This is a genomic window from Stenotrophomonas sp. AS1, assembly GCF_048957655.1.
GTDB classification, from domain to species: Bacteria; Pseudomonadota; Gammaproteobacteria; order Xanthomonadales; family Xanthomonadaceae; genus Stenotrophomonas; species Stenotrophomonas bentonitica_A.
In genome coordinates this window covers 70,788-90,420 of the sequence record NZ_JARVXM010000008.1, presented here as the reverse complement: position 1 = coordinate 90,420, position 19,633 = coordinate 70,788, and the positions used below count along the sequence as shown (strand labels likewise).

The window sequence follows — 19,633 nt, the reverse complement described above, 5'->3', positions numbered from 1 at the left end:
ATTTCGCCTGTGTGCTTAGGTGCCAGGTTGATTGGCCTTAGTCGAATCGGGTTTGGCGGGTGTGAGCTGGTGAACCAACCAAGTAAGGAAAGCAAGCTGCTCGCTTGTAGGTCGTTGAACTTGGCCAGACCTTGCACTGCGTTCGACTTCGTCAAGAAATGAAACGCCCTGCGCAAACTCCGCAACTGATGGGGTCAGAGTTTTCGCTCTGTCATTGGTGGCCACCGTATCCGCTTCGCCCAAGCTATTCAGCATAGACAGCAGCTCTCTTTTTCCCTGATCCGTCATCCCGAAGGTGCTTGGCTTTGTGGGCATTTGCCAGAGCATGCCTTGCGCAGTTAGCTGCTCCAGCCGACCCTTCGCCGGACGAAATCCTTGTGCTGCCATGCAGAGATCTGCGAGAAGAAGGAGACGGTTTGGCTCGAGTGTCATAGGTGAGGGGCTGCTGGGCTTCAACAGATGACGCAGATGCTACCTCAACGCTGTTCTGATACTTCAATGCTGCGCATGCTCATCTAACAAACGAAATGAAATGATTTTTGTCGCCTCAATTGTTAAGGTGCGCAGCGGTGTGCAACTGGTCGCTGATCACTTTCAGGCCATCGACCAAGGCGAGCTTGTACAGCGTGTTGTCCTTCTCTGGTTCCTCATGCAACTCAAGCAACTCAGGCAGCATCCTGGCCCATGCGTTCTCTAAAAGTAGAGGTGCAGGGGCGGAGGCGATCAGTAGACGAAGCCCGTACTCCATAGCCTTTGTGCGGCCCATGAGTGCCTCAAGCTGATGCTGGAGATCGGCAATCCTCTCGCCTTCCAATGATTCGTTATCCATGAGCAAGTGTCCGAGTGGGAGCCGCTGCCAACGCTAGCATTTGGGGCAGGGTTGCGCATGGTAGTTCGGTCGAGCGATATTTCAGGCCTGTCCGATGAGATGGGTATCGATGAGTATCCTCAACGTTCTGATGACACCGGAGCAAGCCGTCGTGGCGGTGGACACCCTTGCTCAAGACGTCCTCAGCGGGGAGCTCTCAGAGGGCGCTAAGCTGCTGTTGATCCCTCAACACAACATTGTCGTTGCGGGGCGAGGCTCCGGGCAGTTCTTCCTCCGCATCTACCAGCTGTGCCTTGAGGCCAGCTTCCGGAAGGCCTTCAGCATCGAGCAGATCATGCGAGAGGTCGGGCCCGTCATGGACCAGCTTTGGCCCAACTACGTTCAAGCAGCCTTGGACGCGGGGTTGGGCTTGGATCAGTTGAACTCAGAGATCGTGGTGGTGGGCTGGTCTAAGACCCAGAACCAGATCGTCGGCACCGCCTACGCGAAGTCAGATGTCGAGAGCCCCGCACGTGTCGCGTCGCTGGTTGGCGGGATAGCCTCCCCCGGTGAGCCGTTGCGTGGCGCTCCTGACAGCTTTGAACCTGAAGCGATCCTCTCTGCTGGAAGGCGCCAAGCCGAGTACTTGAACGACCAGGACGGAAGATTGGTAGCTGGTGGGCGGCTCATCGCCGCCTTCTTGCAGCGCGGCGAGGCAGTTGTCAAGGATCTCGGGACCATTTGACGGGCCGAGTGGGCGAGGATTCGACGATCAGGCGCATGATCAAAATGCGCCAGACCGAAGCAGCTCGGCCCGGGTGCAGGGCCGCCTGAGCAGCGGCCCGCAGGCACCTTAAACCAGCCTATCTGCGTATCCGCGCATGATGATGTAAGGCTTCATAAGGGGGCTGACAAATCGATAGCGCAAGCGTCTGGCCACACCAACGCGCTCAAGGATGCCGCCCCGGATGGCTTCACTGAATTGCTTTAGGTGGCTTGAGAAGTTAGGAATATCAAGCGGTCGGCCGGTAATCTCTCGAAGTGGACCACGCACTGCTGCCGCAGCGAAGTACCCCATCTCGTCAATCTCTGCAAGTGCACACGCCAGCAAGACTTCCTTGTAGATATTTCCGGGTTGCGCACTTTTGACTGCATCGTAGTAAGCAGTTCGAATTGATTGGTTCCACTGTTCGAGAGATTTGTTGATGCCTTCGTCGACGTGGCTTCGTTCAATGTGCATTGATTGGGCGGACAATGCAGATCGGGTGCTATAGAGCGCAAGCAGGTGCGCGATGTAGGGCACCCCTTGGGCTAGATGGACGAGGTGGCTTTTTCCACCTGCATCAATCGTCATATTCAGTCGCGCCATTCCGTTGTCCACAATCATCGCGATTTCCTCGCTCGACATGCGCGGCATTGGGATCTGAACGAGTGCTCGCTCGATCGATAGGTGCCCAGCGACAAGGTCATTCACTGAGTCAGCGACGCCGATTAGCAGGAGCGAGGCATTCACGCCGAAATCGGAAAGGCCCTTGATCGTGTCGGAAATGAGGGTGCGCGAATTCGAGGACGGGTCAAGTCGGTCGTATTCGTCAAGAACGACCAGTATGTTGGCCTGCGTGCCCAATTCCGCAAGCGTTCGTCGCACGTCATCCGGTGTAATCTCCGAAGGAAGTGCGGCTGCGATCGAAGTCACCTGCGCGGTGATCGTTTGAAGAAAGCCTGGCGCTGCAACTTGCTTGGTGTAAGTAATGTCTCGGAAGGCCTTGCGCCAGATCGAATCGAAGGTATCTTGCGCGTCGCAGTTGACTTTCGTCACGATGAAGCCGTTTCCCTGCATCACCTGAATCAGGATGTTGGATAACGACGTTTTACCGACACCGCGCTCCCCGAATAGCACGGCGTGGTATCCGCGCTGAGAGACTGCATCACTGATCTTCTGCAGTTGATCGATTCGTCCCGCGAACAAGTCCATCGCGTTGACAGGAGACCCAGGGGTGAAGACTTGTCCTGCATGAACCTTGATTGAGTCAAAGGTGACTTGGCTGTTCATTGGCGCCCCATTGGCATTAGTGATTGCCGTGAAGCTACAAGTCAAATGTCTAATGTGTCAAGTATTGTGCAAAAAGCCACAAGTGAGAGCATGCGCGCTGTAGGTGTGCCTCGCTTCATTGCATGTGACCGAAAGGCATAAGGGGCCGCCACAAGTCGATGGCATGCAGTCGCGAAGTTTGAGATGGCCACCCGTATCTTGTTGGCCATGCTTCCTCCCGACTTCCGATGGCGCTCAGTCGCCAGCCGTGCCGATCAACTTCCCGATGCCATCTACTGCGGCATGAACGAGGTGTTGCGCCTGTCTCAGCGCGTGGACGATAAGGTCTGGTGGGTCGAGGTGGACCGTCATCTTGACGAGCAGCACCGCGGACGCCGGATCTGCACCAGCTACGAGCAGGGAGTGATCGGGTCGGAGCTGTGGGCGGTCAGGCATCACCAGCGGATTCGCCTGGAGATCGATCAGCGCGAAGTGGCCCGCGTGGCCCAGCGGAAGAGCCGGACCTGGTAGGCAGTCAGCCGGCGTTGGCTCCGTATCGGCGCGTGCGACCGCCGGCGGCGACAGTAGCCGCATGGATCAGAAGAGCGTTAGCAAGGCGCGCTGGGCGCGCGCGAGGGCGGCGTCGCTATGGCAACAGGCCGACGAACTGGACAGGAATCAAAGCGGTGACTGGCGGACGAGGGCGACACGTCGGCGGGGTGCTGACCGCCTCCGCGCCGAGGCCGCACGGTTCAATCGCATGGCCAGGCATCTATGGCCCAACGATGATGATCAGGCCGCGTAACGTCGGTAATTGCTGTGTCCGTCGGTGCGCCTCGCCATCTCTTGTTAGTTATTTTACTAACTGGAGCGCCTGGTCGCCCGCCAAGCAGCGAGCAATTTGCCATGCCTGTTCAAAGTTGGTTAATATTTGTAAAAGGGGAGTACCACAAGGAAGCTGGTGATGAACATGTTGGAAAAGGCGTCCGCGCTTGTAGGGACGCGGGGCTTTGCTACTGTCTTCGCCCTGACAGTGGCGGCAGGCTGTGCGGTGATCATCTGGCGTATGGCACCAGGCGAGAGGAACTACGCTAGCGTGGCAGCGGTCATACAGACCGGTGCGATCTGCATTGGTCTCTTGTCGCTGGTGCTCATCGCCAGGCAAACGAGGACCACTGCCACCCTCTCAAAAATCAATTCTTACCATCAATTCTTCGGTGATCTCATCACTACTGAGACGCGACAGAAGATGCGGGAATTGGGCACTGCGTGTAAATTTACGGCAGAGATGGAGGAACAGCGTCCCATCACTCCAGAATCAGTCGGACTGTTACAAGAGCACGTAAACCGTCCCGTGATGTCCTCTTACCTAGACGAGTTCGAGGAGTTCTGCGGTGCTGTTCACGCTGGAGCGGTGAGTGAAGAGTATGCTTATCGCCTAGAAGCCACACGTGTCATCCGAACATGGGTCGTGTTTGAGCCTTTTATTAAGGCCATGCGGAGCAAAGCTGAAAACGAGCGTTGCTACCGTGAGATTGCAAGACTTGCGTCAGATTGGCAGGCAAGGCGTGTGAAAGAGTCGAACCAAGAGCACAAATCGAACGGTATGGCAAAACACATCGATTGAGCAGTGCGCTACTGAAGAGATTTTTCATCCTGTAAACAGAAATGGAGTGACATATGAACGACAAGACTGGCTGGTAAGGCGGCCTATCGGTCGTCAGTGGACCAAGAACTCTAACGCGGCCCCGGAGAAATCCGGGGCCGTTTCTCTGTGCGTAAACGGCAAGAGATCTGGGGGAAGAACTTTGGGTTCGTTAGGCGCGTCACGGTCTTGGCAGATGCCGCTCCGCAATCGTGGAAGACCTCTGCAAAAACCCCGTGCCTGCGAGGCGGCTCCTTCCAGGATCGCGGAGCGCCTGGCACGGGCAAACCCAGCGAGTAGCTGCGGTCTCGCTAAGCGTCCGGAGCGATTAAGCCGTTTCACTTGATTTGGCACCCGCCTCCGATCGGTGCCGAACAGCCGCTGCTTGCGCCGCCCGCGGTGCAATCGGAACCACCGTCGCACCTGTGCCGGTGAGCAGTTCGAACAGCGCCTCCACAGCAGCGCGCTTCTCTGCGGCGTACTCGAAGAAGTTGTAATGCCGCTTCTGGACGCCGCTCAGGCCGTGAGATTGGAGGTGGCCGCGAATTTCTTCGGACATTCCCAGCGCGGCCAAGCGCGTCTCTACCGTGCGGCGCAGGTCACCGGGCGTGCACGGCGATGCCAGCTCACCTGCGGCCACCATGCTTGCCACGACCGGGTCCATGATTCCTCGCAGCTCGTCATAGGTGGCGGGCGTCTTCCCGGCGGTGAGCGAGAACAGGTGTGGCCCGTCACCGTCGCCGCGCAGGGTGGCGAGATCCATGGCCATCTGTGGGAGCAAGGGCACCAGATGCACTCGGGGGAGTCGGCGCCGGCCTTTGATGTCGAGCAGGCGCACGGACGCGGTTCCGGTGTCGGCGTCGTGAGCGTGATCTGACCACTGCAACCGGATCAACTGCGCGATGCGCTGGCCGCCGGTCAGCAGGTGGAAGCGCAGGAGCGCGCCCTGCCGTCCCGGTATGGCCTCGATCCTGCGCCAGTACGCGCGAAGCTCCGCCACTGAAAGCACCCGGTCGCGCGGCTGCCCGCTGTCCAAGGTCGCAAGGTCGCGCGCGGGGTTCCTAGATACGTTGAGCGCGCGCAGTGCGTCAGGGGCAGCCGCATCCTGCTTGGCCGCGATCGCCGCCGCATAGGCGGCCCGCAGGTACGAACGGATCTTGCCGCCCTCGCGCAGCTTCTTGCCGCGCACCATGCGGGACAGGATTGGGAGCAGATCATCCAACTCGAGCTCGGAAGCTGGGCGCGCCCACAGGGCCGGCCACGGTTCTTCGATGTGGCGCCTGATGGCAGCCCGAGTTGCTGCGGCGGAGACCTTGCCGGCATCCTCCAGACTCTGGGCGTAAGCCATCATCAGTGCGCCCAGGGTTGCTCCGGAGCGGCGCGTCGATTCGGCCAAGGCGTCGGCCTTCGCTCGTTCCGCTGCAGCTGCCTCGGCCGCGATCGCGTCGCGCAGATCCCGTTCGCCGCCTTGATATCGGCGGGACAACGCCGCCGCTGATTCGCGTGCCGCGGTCAGTGCCAGGCCGGTGCCAATCAACAGGCGGTCTCGCTGGCCGTTGGCCTTGGTGTATCGGTAGTAGAACCGCAGCTGCCCACCTGCCAGCTTGCGAACGTCCAGGCAGCCCGCTCCACGCGGGGCCGGATCGGAGGCCCATTCGCCCGCCGGCAGAGCGGCGAGCCCCTTCGCTGTAAGCATTCCCTTCATTGCGCCCATTGGTGACCGCTCGGTGACCGTTTGTCCGTGGAAAGAGGTGGACGATGATGGGCGCAGGTGGTCGCATAGCCTGAGAAAATCAACCACTTAGCTTAAAATGGGGCCGCTCATGGAAGGGCGTGGAAGCCCTGTAGAGGCCTCATAATCCTTTGGTTCCAGGTTCGAATCCTGGTGGGCCCACCATTGAATCAGGCACCTGGCAGCAACCGCGCTGCCGATGCGCAGGCGCGACAGCCTCCTCCATGGTCACCGCGATGCACCTCTTTTGCTGAGAAGGTGATTTGCGAGTTCCTTGCCGCGGCGCAGTTGGGCGCCGTCCAGGCCAGCTGCGGCATTGTTCAAGAACGAGGCGCCATACCGACTTGAACCTGTGCGGAAGAATGCTTCCGCGTATGCATAGGCCATGACCGGGTCTTTCGAGGCCAATATGCCGTTCTTGTAGATGTCGCTCAAACGCACATATGCGTTTGATTCGCCGGCCGCTCCAGCGGACTCGAGGAATCTGACGATGTTCTGTTTGTAGTCGCGGATGAGATCCGGATCCAACGAGTTACGTTCGTCTTCAAAGATCCTCGAAGCGTATAGCGCGTAATCGAGCTGGGCGCGGATGTTTCCCTGCTCGGCGGCATGGGTGATCGCGGTGAACACCTCTTTGGGACTCAGCGGCTCAAGCCAAAAATCCCGGCACAGCTCGTCGGTCGTACTCCTGATGTAACCCGCGGTGTTGGAGGCCTCGCGATCAATCTGACAACGCAGATCTGCTTCAACCAGTTCGTATGCCGAGGTGGCACTGGCATCGGCAGGATGCTCGCCGCCTGCCTTCGCCGAAGGTCTGGTCGTCTGGTTCATCAGGCCTGGCGTTCTGGATGCTTCCTGATCTGATCGCGCAGCCGGGTCAGAAGCTTGCGCTGCTCCGCCAGTAGAGATTGGCAAGGGCGTGGGGTTTTGCCGGGTAAGCGATAGTCCAGCGGTTGCTGACAACGCGACAGCCATGACAGACGCCGCTACAACCATCGTGCGTTTCATCGTGTATCCGGTCCCCTGAAAATCCAGCATCGGCTGAGCGTAGATGTATGCGGCATCTGCTGCTCTCAGCATGCTACAGCCAGGATCGGATGCCAACGACCATGAGCCCGTTGGCGGCGCGGCATTGAAGGTTTCACCGGAAACTTCTGTGGCGAGGTCCCGCACCGCATATGAAATCGCATGGAATAGGAATATACAAAAATAGAAACACGGCACATTTCGTTTTTGTTAAGTGCGTGTCAACTATCGTTCCGCCCCGGTTTGCGGCGCCAGTAATGGCTTTGCCGATTTCGCGATGTGGTTTTTCGCATCGCTTCATGTGCGCTTGCCGGTAGTGCGGCGCAGTTTTCCATCGGCCACGTGCCGATTGGCTTTCAGAGAGGTTGAATCATGAAGTTTCTCATCATCCCGGCAGCCCTTGCCGCGTCATTGCTTGTGTCCGGTTGTACGACCAGCAGCTGGATCCAGGCCGCCGGTGGCGTGATGCAGGCAAAGGACGACTACGACAAGCAGGCGCGCCACCAGCGCATCCGCGACGCCAATGCGGCGGCCGCACGTGCGCGCCGGCAGTGAGCGCCGTCCCCATGACCAAGGCGATCCTGCTGGCGTGTGGTGTGGCCGCAGCGCTGTCTGGATGCATGCCCAGCGTCCTGCAATATGATCGCGGCAATCCGGTCGTGATGAGTTCGCTGCAGCAGGGCGCGACGCGCGAGTCGGTCCTGAGCGCCGCGGGCCGGCCGCTGGATGCGATGGTGCTGCCCGGCATCAACGGCGTCTGCTACAACTACCTTCTGCGCAACCGCGGCAATACATCGCCCTACTATGTGGCCTTCAACGCGCAGGGGCGCGTCGTCAACGCAGGCTACATCGCCTGCGAGAAGGCTCTAGCGGCGGGGTACCTGGACGCCAGTGAGCCGATCAAGCAGCGCTATTGATTGATCGACAACGCGGTGCGCACGCGTGTCATCGCAGCAACGATGGCGCCTGGTCGATCCGCCAGGCGCCATTCAACGCAAGCACCACCGCGAACGTTCCGCACAGCAACACGTCGGCCTCATTGTTCTCGCGCAGCGAGTGGTCGGCGCCGGGCAGCATGAGCACTTCGACCTCCCCGATGAACGCATGCCGCTCGTGATGCCGGGCACGTACCATTTCCCGGTATGGCCCGCGAAGTGTGCGCACCACCGGCCGGTTGCCTGCGGCCTGCGCCGCTTTTTCAAGATCGATCACGTTGCCGCGCGGCATGCGCCAGACGATCCGCTCGGGTTGGCCGAACCACTCCAGTGCCTTCACCTCGCGGGTATGAAGGGCGCGCTTGGGTGGCGTGCGGCTCAATGCCAGCGCTGCGCGTCGGCTGCGCAACGCAATCCACAGCATGCTGCCCACGATGAACAGCCCGGCGGCCATCAGGTATACGAACACCAGCCCAAACCATGGCGAGCTGTTGGGAATACCAAACAGCATGGCAAAGAAGATGAGCAGCATCACCCCCTTGATCCACTCGACCTTGGTGTTCGTTGTCGCCATGCCACATCCCTTGAGACACCCGCAACACGCGGGGAGCCGACCATTCTGGACCGCCAGGGGGTGCTCGTCAGCTGTTGGGGGACTTCTTTCGCAGGCTCCCCGCACGGCGCCTTTGGTCCCCGTGTCATTCGGCAGGTGTCGCTGGCCCCGCGGCTTGCTAAAACAGCCGTCAACCACCTCTCAGGTCATGGATGATGAACCGACGCTACTCACGGTTGTGCGGCTGCCTGGCAACGCTGCTCCCTGCGGTCACCTATGCGGCTGTGGACCTTGCCGCGCTGGACAAGGACATGGTCGGCCCACGCACGGAGATTCTCGTGCTGGGCAGCGTGCACCTCAGCGAGCACGAGGCCTTCGATCCCAAGGCACTGGATCCGTTGCTGGACAGGTTGGCCGCCTTCAAGCCCGGCTACATCACCATCGAAGCCATCAGCGGCGAACAGTGCGACCTGGCCAAGCGCCACTCCGCGATCTACGGGGATGACTACTGCGCCAGCACGGAGACGGCGAAGACGGCGACCGGACTGGATGTGCCCGCTGCGATCGTGCAGGTCAACAAGACGCTGGCATCCTGGCCGGCATCGCCCACGCCCGCGCAGCGTCGCCAACTGTCCGCCCTGTTTCTTGCAGCCGGGGAACGGGCATCCGCGTACGTGCAGTGGCTGCAACTGCCCGTGGCCGAGCGACGGGCGGGCGATGGCCTGGACGGCACCCTGATCGAGCTGCTCAGGCAGATCGAAACGCGCAAGAATGAGAGCTACCAGATCGCCGCGGTGCTGGCCGCGCGGCTCGGCCTGCCGCGCGTATACGCGGTGGACGACCACACCGGTGACAATCACCAGATCGCGGACCGCAAGGCATTCAGCGCAGCGCTCCAGCAGGCGTGGAGTGGGTATGGCCCCACGTTCGATGCCATGACGGAGCGCGAGGCGGCCTTCATCGCGACCAACGATCTGCTGTCGCTGTATCGCAGCGTCAACGATCCGGCAGCGCTGCAGGTGCTCGCCGAGTCCAACGTACGCCCGACGCTGGCCGCGGTGTCACCGCAGCACTACCCGCAGATCTGGGTGCAGGGCTGGGAGATCCGTAATCTGCGCATGGTCGCCAACATTCTCGAGGTCGTGCGTGACCACCCCGGTTCCCGCGTCCTGTCCATCGTCGGTGCCTCGCACAAGCCCTGGTTCGATGGGTGGCTGGGGCAGGTCTCGGGGGTGGATGTCGTGGATACGCAGACAGTGTTCGGCGGGGAGGGTGCGACGACGACGCGGCCCGACGCGCAGCGCCCGACCCCCTAGGCGGCGTCCGCGTGTGAGGCCGTCATTGCCTTCGCGAGCACCTCGAACACCCGCGCATCCTGCGCCTGTGCAGCGTTGAAACGCAGGAAGCCGGCGGCGCGCAATGACGGGCTGAAGGCATTGCCCGGTGCCAGCATCACGCCTTCAGCGAGGCAGCGGCGCGCGATCGCGGCGGCATCCAGGCCTTCGGGCAGGCGGCACCACAGCAGCATGCCGGCCTGCGGCACCGTCCATGGTGTGATGCCAAGGGGCGCCAGTCGCGCCAGGGTGAGTTCACGCGCCGCGGTCAGCCGCACCCGCACGTGCTCCAGATGGCGCCGATAGCCACTGTCGGTCAGTGCGGCATGCAGGATGTCGGCGGCCAGGCGCCCGCCACCGAAGCTGGTCGCGATCTTCAGGTCGGCGAGGCCGTCGATCCAGTCGCGGCGCGCGGCGATATAGCCGCAGCGCACCGATGCGGACAGCGTCTTGGAAAAGCTGCCGACCTGGATCACCCGCGACAGGCCATCGAACGCGGCCAGCCGCGGCGCGGGCGTGTGCTCGAAATCGGCGAACAGGTCGTCTTCGACGATGATCAGGTCGCTGCTGTCGGCGAGGGAGAGCAGCCGGTGTGCGGTGGCCGGCGAGAGCGTGGCGCCGGTCGGGTTGTGGATGCCGGAGTTGGTGATGTACAGGCGCGGTGCATGGGCCTGCAGCGCCGCGGCGAAGGCCTCCACGTCCGGGCCGTTCGGCGTGTAGGGCACGCCCACCACCTGCACGCGGTGCGCCTTGAGCAGCGCCAGGAAATTGAAGTAGCACGGGTCGTCGATGAGCACGGTGTCGCCGGGCTCGAGCAGGAAGCGGCAGATCAGGTCGACCGCATGCGAGCCCGATTCGGTGAGCATGATCTGTTCGGGTGCCGCCTCGACCGCGTGTCCGGCCAGGCGGCGGGACAGCAGTTGGCGCAGCGGCGGCAGGCCCAGTGGCGAGGCGTAATCGGCCAGCGCGGCGCTGCTCGCGCGGGCGGCGCTGCGCAGGCCGCGGCGGATCCCCTCGACATACATCCAGTCGCTGGGCAGCCAGCCGCTGCCGGGCTTGAGCACGCCGGCCTCGGGGTCCAGCGATTGCCGTGCCAGCCATAACGGATCGACCTGGCGATCGCGCGGTGGCCCCATTTCGGCCAGTGCCAAGGGCGCAACCGGGCCGGCCGCATAGAAGCCGGAGCCGGGCCTCGCCTGGATCAGGCCCTCGGCCGCCAGCCGTTCATAGGCTTCGACCACGGTGGATACGGACACCTGCAGTGTCTTGGCCTGTGCGCGTACCGAGGGCAGCCGTGCGCCGGGCAGCCAGCTGCGGTCATTGAGGCGGGCACGCACGCTGGCCATGACGGCCTCGATGCGGGTGGTGGGGAAGGTCATTGGAGCATCCGTACGGGTCGTTCGGCCATAACAGTTACGGCAAAGTGTATTGGACTGTACATGGAGTAGCGCCGCGCCGCCGTGGTCCACTGGCCGCCCCTCAAGGATGTCGGCATGGACAACGCAACCCGCGGCTGGATCAACGGTTTCATCGGTGTGGTGATCTTCGCCGGCTCGCTGCCGGCCACGCGGATCGCGGTACTGCAGCTGGACCCCCTCTTTCTGACCGCCGCCCGCGCCAGCATCGCGGCGGTGCTCGGCGGCATGCTGCTGCTCGCCCTGCGTCAGCCGCGGCCCACGCGCGCATCGTTGGCGCCCTTGCTGGTGGTCGCCCTTGGCGTCGTCGTCGGGTTCCCGTTGCTCACGGCCTTGGCCTTGCAGCACGTGTCTTCGGCTCACTCGATCGTGTTTCTCGGGTTGCTGCCGTTGAGCACCGCGCTGTTTGGTGTGCTGCGCGGCGGTGAGCGGATGCGTCGGGGGTTCTGGTTGTTCTCAGTGCTCGGCAGTGCGGTGGTGGTGGGCTACGCGCTGTCGACGGGAATTGCCGCCTCCCTGCAGGGCGACCTGTTGATGCTGGCGGCGGTGCTGGTCTGTGGACTGGGCTATGCCGAAGGTGCGCGACTGTCGCGCACGGTGGGGGGCTGGCAGGTCATCAGCTGGGCCCTGGTGCTGTCCTTGCCGTTGATGCTGCCGCTGGTGGCCCTGCGCTGGCCCTCGTCCCTGGCGGCCGTGGACGCGCCGGCGTGGTTCGGCCTGGCCTACGTGGCGGTCTTCAGCATGCTGGTCGGTTTCATGTTCTGGTACCGCGGGCTGGCCCAGGGAGGGATCGCCGCGGTTGGCCAGCTGCAGTTGCTGCAGCCGTTTTTCGGACTGGTGCTGGCGGCGCTGCTGCTGCATGAAACCGTGAGCTGGGCGATGCTCGTCGTGACGATGTGCGCGGTGACCTGCGTGGCCGGTGCGCGCCGCTTCGCGCGCTGACCCGGGTCGGTCGCCGGTGCCGCTGATCCACGGAGGTGGCGTGGCAGGCATCGCCCCGCCGCGTTTGAGGCCACCCGGCGACTGCGTTATCCTGCGCGCCGCTTTCGCTGCCCCGGCAGGACCCTTGTGATGACGCCACCCTGATACCGCGTTGACGACGCGCCGGCCCTTGCGCTGGCTCAGGGAGTGCTTTGTCTTCATCACACAACGCGCCGCGCGGATCGCCGGTGCGCGGAGTTCGTCCATGTCTGTTTCCTATCCGCTGCGCCAGCAATGGCTCGGCAATATCCGCGGTGATCTGCTGTCCGGCGCGGTGGTCGCCCTCGCGCTGATTCCCGAGGCGATCGCCTTCTCCATCATCGCCGGGGTCGACCCCAAGGTCGGCCTGTACGCCTCGTTCTGCATCGCGGTGGTCACCGCCATCGCCGGGGGGCGACCGGGCATGATCTCCGCGGCCACCGGCGCGATGGCGCTGGTGATGGTCGATCTGGTGCGCGATCACGGCCTGCAGTACCTGCTGGCCGCGACGATCCTGGCCGGGCTGCTGCAGATCGTCGCGGGCGCGCTGAAACTCGGCGCCTTGATGCGCTTCGTCTCGCGCTCGGTGATCACCGGCTTCGTCAACGCACTGGCGATCCTGATTTTCCTGGCGCAGCTGCCCGAATTGATCGGGATGCCATGGACGGTGTATGCCGTGTGCGCGGCGGGCCTGGCGATCATCTACCTGCTGCCGCTGTTGACCCGGGCAGTGCCCTCGCCGCTGGTAGCGATCGTGGTGTTGACCGCACTGTCCATCTGGCTCGGCCTGGACATCCGCACCGTGGGCGACATGGGTGCGCTGCCGGACAGCCTGCCGGCCTTCCTGCTGCCGGACGTGCCGCTCACCTGGGAAACGCTGCGCATCCTGCTGCCGGTCTCGGCCACGCTGGCGGTGGTGGGCCTGCTGGAATCGATGATGACCGCGCAGATCGTGGAAGACATGACCGACACGCCCAGCCAGCGCAACCGCGAGTGTGCCGGCCAGGGCCTGGCCAACATCACGGCCGGGCTGTTCGGCGGCATGGGCGGCTGCGCCATGATCGGCCAGTCGGTGATCAACGTCTCATCCGGGGGCCGCGGGCGGTTGTCCTGCCTGGTGGCCGGCGTGCTGTTGCTGCTGCTGGTGGTCTACGGCGCGGAGTGGGTCCGGCAGATTCCGATGGCCGCGCTGGTCGCGGTGATGATCATGGTCAGCATCGGCACCTTCCATTGGCGCTCGTTCGCCGAGTTCCGGCTGCATCCCAAGAGCTCCTCGCTGGTGATGCTGGGCACGGTGATCGTGACGGTTGCCACGCATGACCTGGCCAAGGGCGTGCTCACCGGGGTGCTGCTGTCGGCGCTGTTCTTTGCCCGCAAGGTCGGCCGGATGCTGGACATCGCCGATGCCGAAGCCGCCGACGGCAGCCGTGTCTACACGGTCCGCGGGCAGGTGTTCTTCGCCTCGGCCGGGCAGTTCGCGGCGGCCTTCGATCTGCTGCATGTGCCCGAGCACGTGGTCATCGATCTGAGCAACGCGCACTTCTGGGATCTCAGTGCGGTCGGTGCACTGGAGCGGGTGACCGGCAAGCTGCGCGCGCGTGGCGCCAGCGTGGAGATGATCGGACTCAATGCCGCCAGCCAGACGCTGGTGGAGCGGCTGGGGCGTGGCGAGCGCGGCGCGGGCGTTCACTGAACACGGTCAGGAAGCGGCGCTAAACATCGGGCCGATCACGCCGTTATCCAGCTGAGTCCCTTCTCTGGGCCGGCGCCGTCAGGGTGCCGGCAGGTGGTATCTCCACAGAGCAGGGCGGTGGCATCGATCCCTGCTGGCCGCGCCGTGATGACACCGCGCGCGTGCCGGCCCGCAATGGACTGCGTGTTTCCGTGGCGGCGCACGCGTGCGTCCGCCGGTATGCCCTTTTTCCGGAACCGCCCCCCATGCCCGTGTCCCACCCCACCGCGTCCAAGCGCCCTGGCAGCATCGCCAACCGACTGATGCTGGGTACTGCGTTGATCGCCATGCTCTGCTTCGGTGTCACCGCCGCCATCAGCTATCGCGAAGCCAGCGCGTCGCTGGTCGATGCCTCACGCCACACCATGCAGAGCGAGGCCCAGGCCGAAGCGCTGCGGGTGAGTGGTGATCTCTCCAGCGCCTTCGCCACCAGCCAGGCGCTGGCGCAGAACCTGCTGGTGCAGCGCGCCGCGGGTACGCTGTCACGGGCGACGGTCGCCGCCGTGATCCACCAGCAGGTGCAGGTACACCCGGAGTGGGTCGGGTTCGGCACGCTGTGGGAGCCGGAAGCCTTCGATGGCAAGGACACCGAGTTCGTCGGTGCCGAGGCACACGATGACACCGGCCGGTTCATGAGCTACTGGGCCTGGCACGACGGTGCGCCGATGCAGGATGCGCTGAAGGGCTACGACGTGCCCGGCGACGGCGACTGGTATCTCAAGCCAAAGGAGTTGAAGCGGCAGACGGTCGCCGAGCCTTATACCTACGAAATTGGCGGCCAGAAGGTGCTGATGACCACGCTGTCCACCCCGGTGATCGATGACGGCACCTTCCTCGGCGTGGTGACGGTGGATTTCGCGCTGGCCGCACTGCAGAAGCACCTGGCCGCGTTGCGCCCGATGGGCGAGGGTCACGTTGAACTGATCTCGCCCGGCGGCATCGTGCTGGCTGCGGAGGACCCGAACGAGATCGGCAAGCGTCGCGAGGATGCGGTGACCACGCAGGTGTTGGCCGCGGTGAAGGCGGACAAGACCTTCGATGCCTTCGAACCGGATGCGGCCGGCAACGTAAAGGCCTATGTGCCGCTGCGCATCGGTGGCAGCCAGGAGCATTTCGCGCTCGGTGTGATCGTGCCGCACGCGCTGATCACCGCGCAGGCACGTGCGCTGCTGTGGATCATTCTCGCCGTTGGCCTGGGCGCGGCGCTGGTGCTCAGCGGCAGCGTGTACGTGCTGCTGCGCCGCCAGGCGATCCGTCCGCTGGCCGATGCGGTCCGCCTGTCTGCCGAGGTGGCCGAAGGCCGTCTGGACACGCCGCTGCCGCCCGCGCGCAACGACGAAGTCGGGCGCCTGCTCGAATCGATGCAGCGCATGCGCAGCCAGCTGCGCGCCGTGATGGCGGCGCAGGGCGAGATGGCCCAGCGCCACGACGCCGGTGAGTTGAGCTACCGCATGGACGCGCAGGCCTTCCCCGGCGAGTACGGCAAGATGGTGGAAGACACCAATCAGCTGGTTGGCGCAAACATCGCGGTCACGCGCCGTCTGGTCGAGGTGATGCAGCGCTACGCGGTCGGTGACCTGAGCCAGGACATGGACCGCCTGCCCGGCGAGCAGGCCGCCTTTACCGCAGCGATGGATACCACCAAGGCCAACCTGCGCGCCATCAATACCCAGATCGGGGACCTGGCCGGCGCGGCGGCGGTGGGCGATTTCAGCCAGCGTGGTGACGTGGTGCGCTTCGACCACGACTTCCGCGCCATGGTCGAAAACCTCAACACGATGATGCAGGTCAATGATGACAATCTGCAGCAGATTTCCGCGCTGCTGCGCGCCATCGCAGCGGGTGATCTCACGGCACGCATGCGCGGTGAGTTCCATGGCGTGTTCGCCCGGATGCGTGACGACGCCGATACCACGGTCGCGCAGCTGACCGATATCGTCGGCCGCATCCAGCAGGCCACCGGCAGCATCAACCTGGCCGCCGGTGAGATCGCCGCGGGCAACAGCGATCTGTCGCGCCGCACCGAGCAGCAGGCCGCCAGCCTGGAAGAGACCGCCGCCTCTATGGAGGAGCTCACCTCCACGGTCCGGCAGAACGCGGACCATGCGGTGCAGGCCAACCAGCTCGCCGCCGGTGCTGCCGAGGTGGCCTCGCAGGGCGGTGTGGTGGTCGGCCAGGTGGTGACCACCATGGCCGGCATCGAGGCCTCGTCCAAGCGTATCGCCGAGATCATCTCGGTCATCGACGGCATTGCCTTCCAGACCAACATCCTGGCCTTGAACGCCGCCGTCGAAGCAGCCCGGGCCGGCGAGCAGGGCCGTGGTTTCGCGGTGGTGGCCACGGAAGTGCGCGCGCTGGCCCAGCGCTCGGCGGGCGCCGCCAAGGAGATCAAGACGTTGATCGACGACTCGGTGACCCAGGTCAGTGCGGGCTCGGCACTGGTGCAGACCGCCGGCCGCACGATGGAGGAGATCGTCACCGGCGTGCGTCGGGTCAACGACATCATGGCCGAGATCTCGGCCGCCTCGAAAGAGCAGTCTGCCGGCATCGAGCAGGTCAACCAGACCATCACCCAGATGGACGAGACCACACAGCAGAATGCCGCGCTGGTGGAGGAAGCCACGGCGGCGGCGCGTGCGATGGAGGAGCAGGCCCAGCAGCTGGGTACTGCGGTGGCGATCTTCCGCCTGCAGTCCAGTGCTGGCGCGGCCAGCACATCCGCACGCCGGATCGCGCCCGCGCGCAGCACCGCGCGGATGCCGGCAGCGGCCGTGGCCGGAGACGGGGACGACTGGCAGACCTTCTGATCCTGCCCGGCGTGCCACATCCCATGGCGCGCCGGGTCGCGTGATTCACCGGATGCTCACCGCGCTGCATTGGTAATCGGCGCTATCCTTTGCAGGCATGGTGAGCACATGACCTCCCGTTCCGATCGGCTTGGCCTGACCGCGCTGACTGCCCTGGTGGTCGGGTCGATGATCGGTGCCGGCATCTTCTCGCTGCCGCAGAACATCGCGCGCAGCGCCGGCCCGGGCGTGGCATTGATCGGCTGGATGATCAGCGGGCTGGGCATGTTGATGCTGGCCTTCGTGTTCCAGAACCTGGCCAACCGCAAGCCCGAGCTGGATACCGGCATCTACGCGTACGCGCGGGCCGGGTTCGGCGATTACATCGGCTTCTCGGCAGCCTGGGGCTACTGGGTCTGTTCGCTGCTGGGCAACGTCAGCTATTTCGTGCTGATCTTCAGTGGCCTGGGCTATTTCGTGCCGGCCTTCGGTGAGGGCAATACCTGGCAGGCGGTGGCGTGTGCGTCCGTGCTGCTGTGGTCGATGCACGCAATGATCCTGCGCGGCATCCGCCAGGCCGCGCTGGTCAATGCCGTCGTCACCGTGGCCAAGATCGTGCCGATCGTGGTGTTCCTCATCATCGCCGCGGTCGGTTTCAAGGCCGATATCTTCACCGGCGACTTCTGGGGCACGGCAGAACTTGGCAGCGTGGGCGAACAGCTGCGCGGCATGATGCTGATCACGGTGTGGGTGTTCATCGGCATCGAGGGCGCCAGCATCTACTCGCGGCGTGCGGCCAGGCGCTCGGATGTCGGGCGCGCGACCATCATCGGATTCCTGTGCGTGCTTGCGCTGCTGATGCTGGTCAATCTGCTCTCGATGGGCGTGCTGCGCCAGGACGCCCTGGCCCATGCACGCAACCCCTCGATGGCCTTCGTGCTGGAAGCCATCGTCGGGCCCTGGGGCGCCACCTTGATCATCATCGGCATGATCGTCTCGGTGCTGGGGGCGTTGCTGGCGTGGGTACTGCTGTGCGCCGAAGTTCTGTACGCAGCGGCGGGGGATGGCACGATGCCGGCCTTCCTCGGGCGTGAGAACGCGCGCCAGGTGCCGGCCAATGCGCTGTGGCTCACCAACGGGCTGATCCAGCTGTTTCTGATCATCACGCTGTTCAGTGCCGGCACCTATACCAGCCTGGTGCTGCTGGGCGCGTCGATGAGCCTGGTGCCGTATCTGTTCTCGGCCGGTTACGGCGCCCTGCTCGCACTGCGCGGGGAAACCTATGCCGGGCAGCGCGGGCTGCGGGCCCGCGATCTGCTGGTGGCCGGGCTGGCAACGCTGTACGCGCTGTGGCTGGTCTATGCCGGCGGGCTGTCCCAGGTGCTGCTGTCGGTACTGCTGTATGCGCCTGGCATCGCCATGTTCGCCGCCGCCAAGCACCAGCATGGGCAGCGGATATTCACCCGGGCCGAGCAGGTCATCGTGGCGGGCGTGATCGTCGTTGCCGGCTGGGCGGCGTGGGGTCTGTACCAGGGCCATCTGCACCTGGCGTGAGAGTGCCCCACAAAAAAGCCCGGTCCATGACCGGGCTCTTCATCCACGCCTGCGCGCTGCTTACCAGCGCATGCCGGCGAAGGGGTTCCAGCTGGTGTCGCCCTTCACTTTTTCCAGGTAGTACGAATAGTTGGTGGTCAGCGCGATCAACACCGACCAGGCCACCCCGATCGCACGGCCGACCACGTCCGGCAGGAACGCCACGACGACCATCAGCACCAGAGTGATGCCCAGGATGGTCAGCGCCTTGCGCCACATGCCCACGATCAGCAGGTAGATCCAGCTGAAGAACAGGGCGTAGAAGTTGAAGTTGACCTTGATCTTCTGGCCGAACGGCAGCGTCTTGTACGCCGCCTTGAAGGTCGGCGTATTGGGGGCGCCGTGCTGTTCGAAGAAGTTGAAGCGGAACTGCCACTTGGGGCTGTAGGGGGAAGCAGTGTTGGAATCCATATCCGAATCGTTTATTGAAAACGATTACATGATACCGACAAGCTCTTGATTGGCGCCAATTTTTCGACGCTTCCGGCGACGCATGGAAGGGACTGCGGGCACCGTCACACATTCGTCCCGGTTTTCCGATAGGGTGCGCAATCCGCGCGGCCGGAAGCCCCGCGGGTCATGAGAAGTCAACGAGATGCCAGACCATGTCCATTGATGTGATGTCCCCCGAGCGCCCTGTGGCAGGACCGCAGATCACGCCGTGCCCGGTCGCCACCCAGGCGCAACACCTGCTTGCCCAGCTGCAGTTCTCGCAAGTGAGCGCGCGTGCGCTGTCGCGCCCGCCGGTCGACACCGACCTGGCCATCGCCGCCACCGTCGCCTGAGCCCAACGCGCCACCGCACGCCGGTGCGGCCGGTCGTCCAAACGCACGCCCGCTCCCCCGCCCACGGGATGGAAAACCGCGCAACATCGGCCCATCCGGTCCCGCACCGGGGCCGCTGGACCGGTGTCCATCGCCGTGCGTGGCCTGGACTGGCCGGGCGCAAGATGAATGGGCAGAGGCCCATGGCACAGGGCCTGCGCGGCGGTGCCTGTGCGGGGCGCTCCACTTGTCTCGATCCAAAAGCTGAATGCGGAGAAATGCCCGGTCAGCCCTTCGCGCGCACCTTACATTTCGCGC

19 protein-coding genes are annotated in these 19,633 nt (G+C 63.9%); 11 read left to right on the top strand and 8 right to left on the bottom strand.

The genetic code is table 11. From position 1 onward, the window contains the following. Nucleotides 1-15: 15 nt before the first annotated feature. Both PV764_RS15015 and PV764_RS15010 read right to left on the bottom strand, forming a co-directional pair. The gene (locus PV764_RS15015; RefSeq protein ID WP_421116980.1) at nt 16-387 is read right to left on the bottom strand and encodes a hypothetical protein; all 372 of its coding nucleotides are present in this window, start codon (nt 385-387) and stop codon (nt 16-18) included. A 160-nt stretch (nt 388-547) separates the two neighbouring features. Beyond that, entirely contained in the window at nt 548-829 is a 282-nt protein-coding gene (locus PV764_RS15010; protein WP_421116979.1) for a hypothetical protein, read from the bottom strand. Nucleotides 830-938: 109 nt separating this feature from the next. Here PV764_RS15010 and PV764_RS15005 point away from each other — a divergent pair, with 109 nt between their 5' ends. Next, nucleotides 939-1,553: a hypothetical protein gene (locus tag PV764_RS15005; RefSeq protein WP_421116978.1), complete on the top strand. Its 615-nt coding sequence runs from the start codon at nt 939-941 to the stop codon at nt 1,551-1,553. 108 nt (nt 1,554-1,661) lie between these two features. Here PV764_RS15005 and PV764_RS15000 read toward each other — a convergent pair whose 3' ends face one another. After that, complete coding sequence (locus PV764_RS15000) at nt 1,662-2,861, bottom strand: AAA family ATPase (RefSeq protein ID WP_421116977.1); 1,200 nt, start codon at nt 2,859-2,861, stop codon at nt 1,662-1,664. A 183-nt stretch (nt 2,862-3,044) separates the two neighbouring features. Here PV764_RS15000 and PV764_RS14995 point away from each other — a divergent pair, with 183 nt between their 5' ends. Together PV764_RS14995 and PV764_RS14990 are read left to right on the top strand one after the other, a co-directional pair. After that, nucleotides 3,045-3,371: a hypothetical protein gene (locus PV764_RS14995; RefSeq protein ID WP_421116976.1), complete on the top strand. Its 327-nt coding sequence runs from the start codon at nt 3,045-3,047 to the stop codon at nt 3,369-3,371. Between the two features lie 433 nt (nt 3,372-3,804). Continuing rightward, a complete protein-coding gene (locus PV764_RS14990) occupies nt 3,805-4,467 on the top strand; it encodes a DUF4760 domain-containing protein (RefSeq protein ID WP_421116975.1) in 663 nt (220 codons plus the stop codon). A 346-nt stretch (nt 4,468-4,813) separates the two neighbouring features. Here the strand turns inward: PV764_RS14990 and PV764_RS14985 are convergent, their stop codons facing one another. Then, nucleotides 4,814-6,190 (bottom strand): hypothetical protein, encoded by a 1,377-nt coding sequence (locus tag PV764_RS14985; protein WP_421116974.1) that lies wholly within the window; start codon nt 6,188-6,190, stop codon nt 4,814-4,816. Nucleotides 6,191-6,445: 255 nt separating this feature from the next. Then, on the bottom strand, nt 6,446-7,225 hold the full coding sequence (locus PV764_RS14980) for a hypothetical protein (RefSeq protein ID WP_421116973.1): 780 nt from the start codon (nt 7,223-7,225) through the stop codon (nt 6,446-6,448). A 390-nt stretch (nt 7,226-7,615) separates the two neighbouring features. Here PV764_RS14980 and PV764_RS14975 point away from each other — a divergent pair, with 390 nt between their 5' ends. Both PV764_RS14975 and PV764_RS14970 read left to right on the top strand, forming a co-directional pair. After that, nucleotides 7,616-7,798, top strand: coding sequence for a hypothetical protein (locus tag PV764_RS14975; protein WP_026069841.1), 183 nt, complete (start codon nt 7,616-7,618; stop codon nt 7,796-7,798). A gap of 11 nt (nt 7,799-7,809) precedes the next feature. After that, nucleotides 7,810-8,160: an outer membrane protein assembly factor BamE gene (locus tag PV764_RS14970; protein ID WP_019183602.1), complete on the top strand. Its 351-nt coding sequence runs from the start codon at nt 7,810-7,812 to the stop codon at nt 8,158-8,160. A 28-nt stretch (nt 8,161-8,188) separates the two neighbouring features. Here the strand turns inward: PV764_RS14970 and PV764_RS14965 are convergent, their stop codons facing one another. After that, nucleotides 8,189-8,752 carry a hypothetical protein gene (locus PV764_RS14965; RefSeq protein ID WP_019183603.1) on the bottom strand — a complete coding sequence of 188 codons (564 nt, stop codon included), beginning with the start codon at nt 8,750-8,752 and terminating at the stop codon, nt 8,189-8,191. Between the two features lie 194 nt (nt 8,753-8,946). Here PV764_RS14965 and PV764_RS14960 point away from each other — a divergent pair, with 194 nt between their 5' ends. Then, the gene (locus tag PV764_RS14960) at nt 8,947-10,047 is read left to right on the top strand and encodes a DUF5694 domain-containing protein (protein ID WP_046273124.1); all 1,101 of its coding nucleotides are present in this window, start codon (nt 8,947-8,949) and stop codon (nt 10,045-10,047) included. On the opposite strand, the gene PV764_RS14955 is transcribed toward PV764_RS14960, so the two are convergent. Next, nucleotides 10,044-11,444, bottom strand: coding sequence for a PLP-dependent aminotransferase family protein (locus tag PV764_RS14955; protein WP_019183605.1), 1,401 nt, complete (start codon nt 11,442-11,444; stop codon nt 10,044-10,046). The genes PV764_RS14960 and PV764_RS14955 overlap by 4 nt on opposite strands. Before the next feature lie 114 nt (nt 11,445-11,558). On the opposite strand from PV764_RS14955, the gene PV764_RS14950 reads away from it, so the two are divergent. The 4 genes from PV764_RS14950 (at nt 11,559) to arcD (ending at nt 18,512) form a co-directional block, all read left to right on the top strand. After that, the gene (locus tag PV764_RS14950; RefSeq protein WP_421116972.1) at nt 11,559-12,422 is read left to right on the top strand and encodes a DMT family transporter; all 864 of its coding nucleotides are present in this window, start codon (nt 11,559-11,561) and stop codon (nt 12,420-12,422) included. 244 nt (nt 12,423-12,666) lie between these two features. Continuing rightward, the gene (locus tag PV764_RS14945; protein WP_019183607.1) at nt 12,667-14,133 is read left to right on the top strand and encodes a SulP family inorganic anion transporter; all 1,467 of its coding nucleotides are present in this window, start codon (nt 12,667-12,669) and stop codon (nt 14,131-14,133) included. Nucleotides 14,134-14,378: 245 nt separating this feature from the next. Continuing rightward, nucleotides 14,379-16,979 carry a methyl-accepting chemotaxis protein gene (locus tag PV764_RS14940; protein WP_421116971.1) on the top strand — a complete coding sequence of 867 codons (2,601 nt, stop codon included), beginning with the start codon at nt 14,379-14,381 and terminating at the stop codon, nt 16,977-16,979. 108 nt (nt 16,980-17,087) lie between these two features. Beyond that, a complete protein-coding gene (arcD, locus tag PV764_RS14935) occupies nt 17,088-18,512 on the top strand; it encodes an arginine-ornithine antiporter (protein WP_421116970.1) in 1,425 nt (474 codons plus the stop codon). Between the two features lie 60 nt (nt 18,513-18,572). Here arcD and PV764_RS14930 read toward each other — a convergent pair whose 3' ends face one another. Further along, entirely contained in the window at nt 18,573-18,962 is a 390-nt protein-coding gene (locus tag PV764_RS14930; RefSeq protein ID WP_019183610.1) for a DUF2628 domain-containing protein, read from the bottom strand. A 194-nt stretch (nt 18,963-19,156) separates the two neighbouring features. Between PV764_RS14930 and PV764_RS14925 the strand changes: the two genes are divergently transcribed. Next, nucleotides 19,157-19,336: a hypothetical protein gene (locus PV764_RS14925; RefSeq protein WP_019183611.1), complete on the top strand. Its 180-nt coding sequence runs from the start codon at nt 19,157-19,159 to the stop codon at nt 19,334-19,336. Nucleotides 19,337-19,633: the final 297 nt, after the last annotated feature.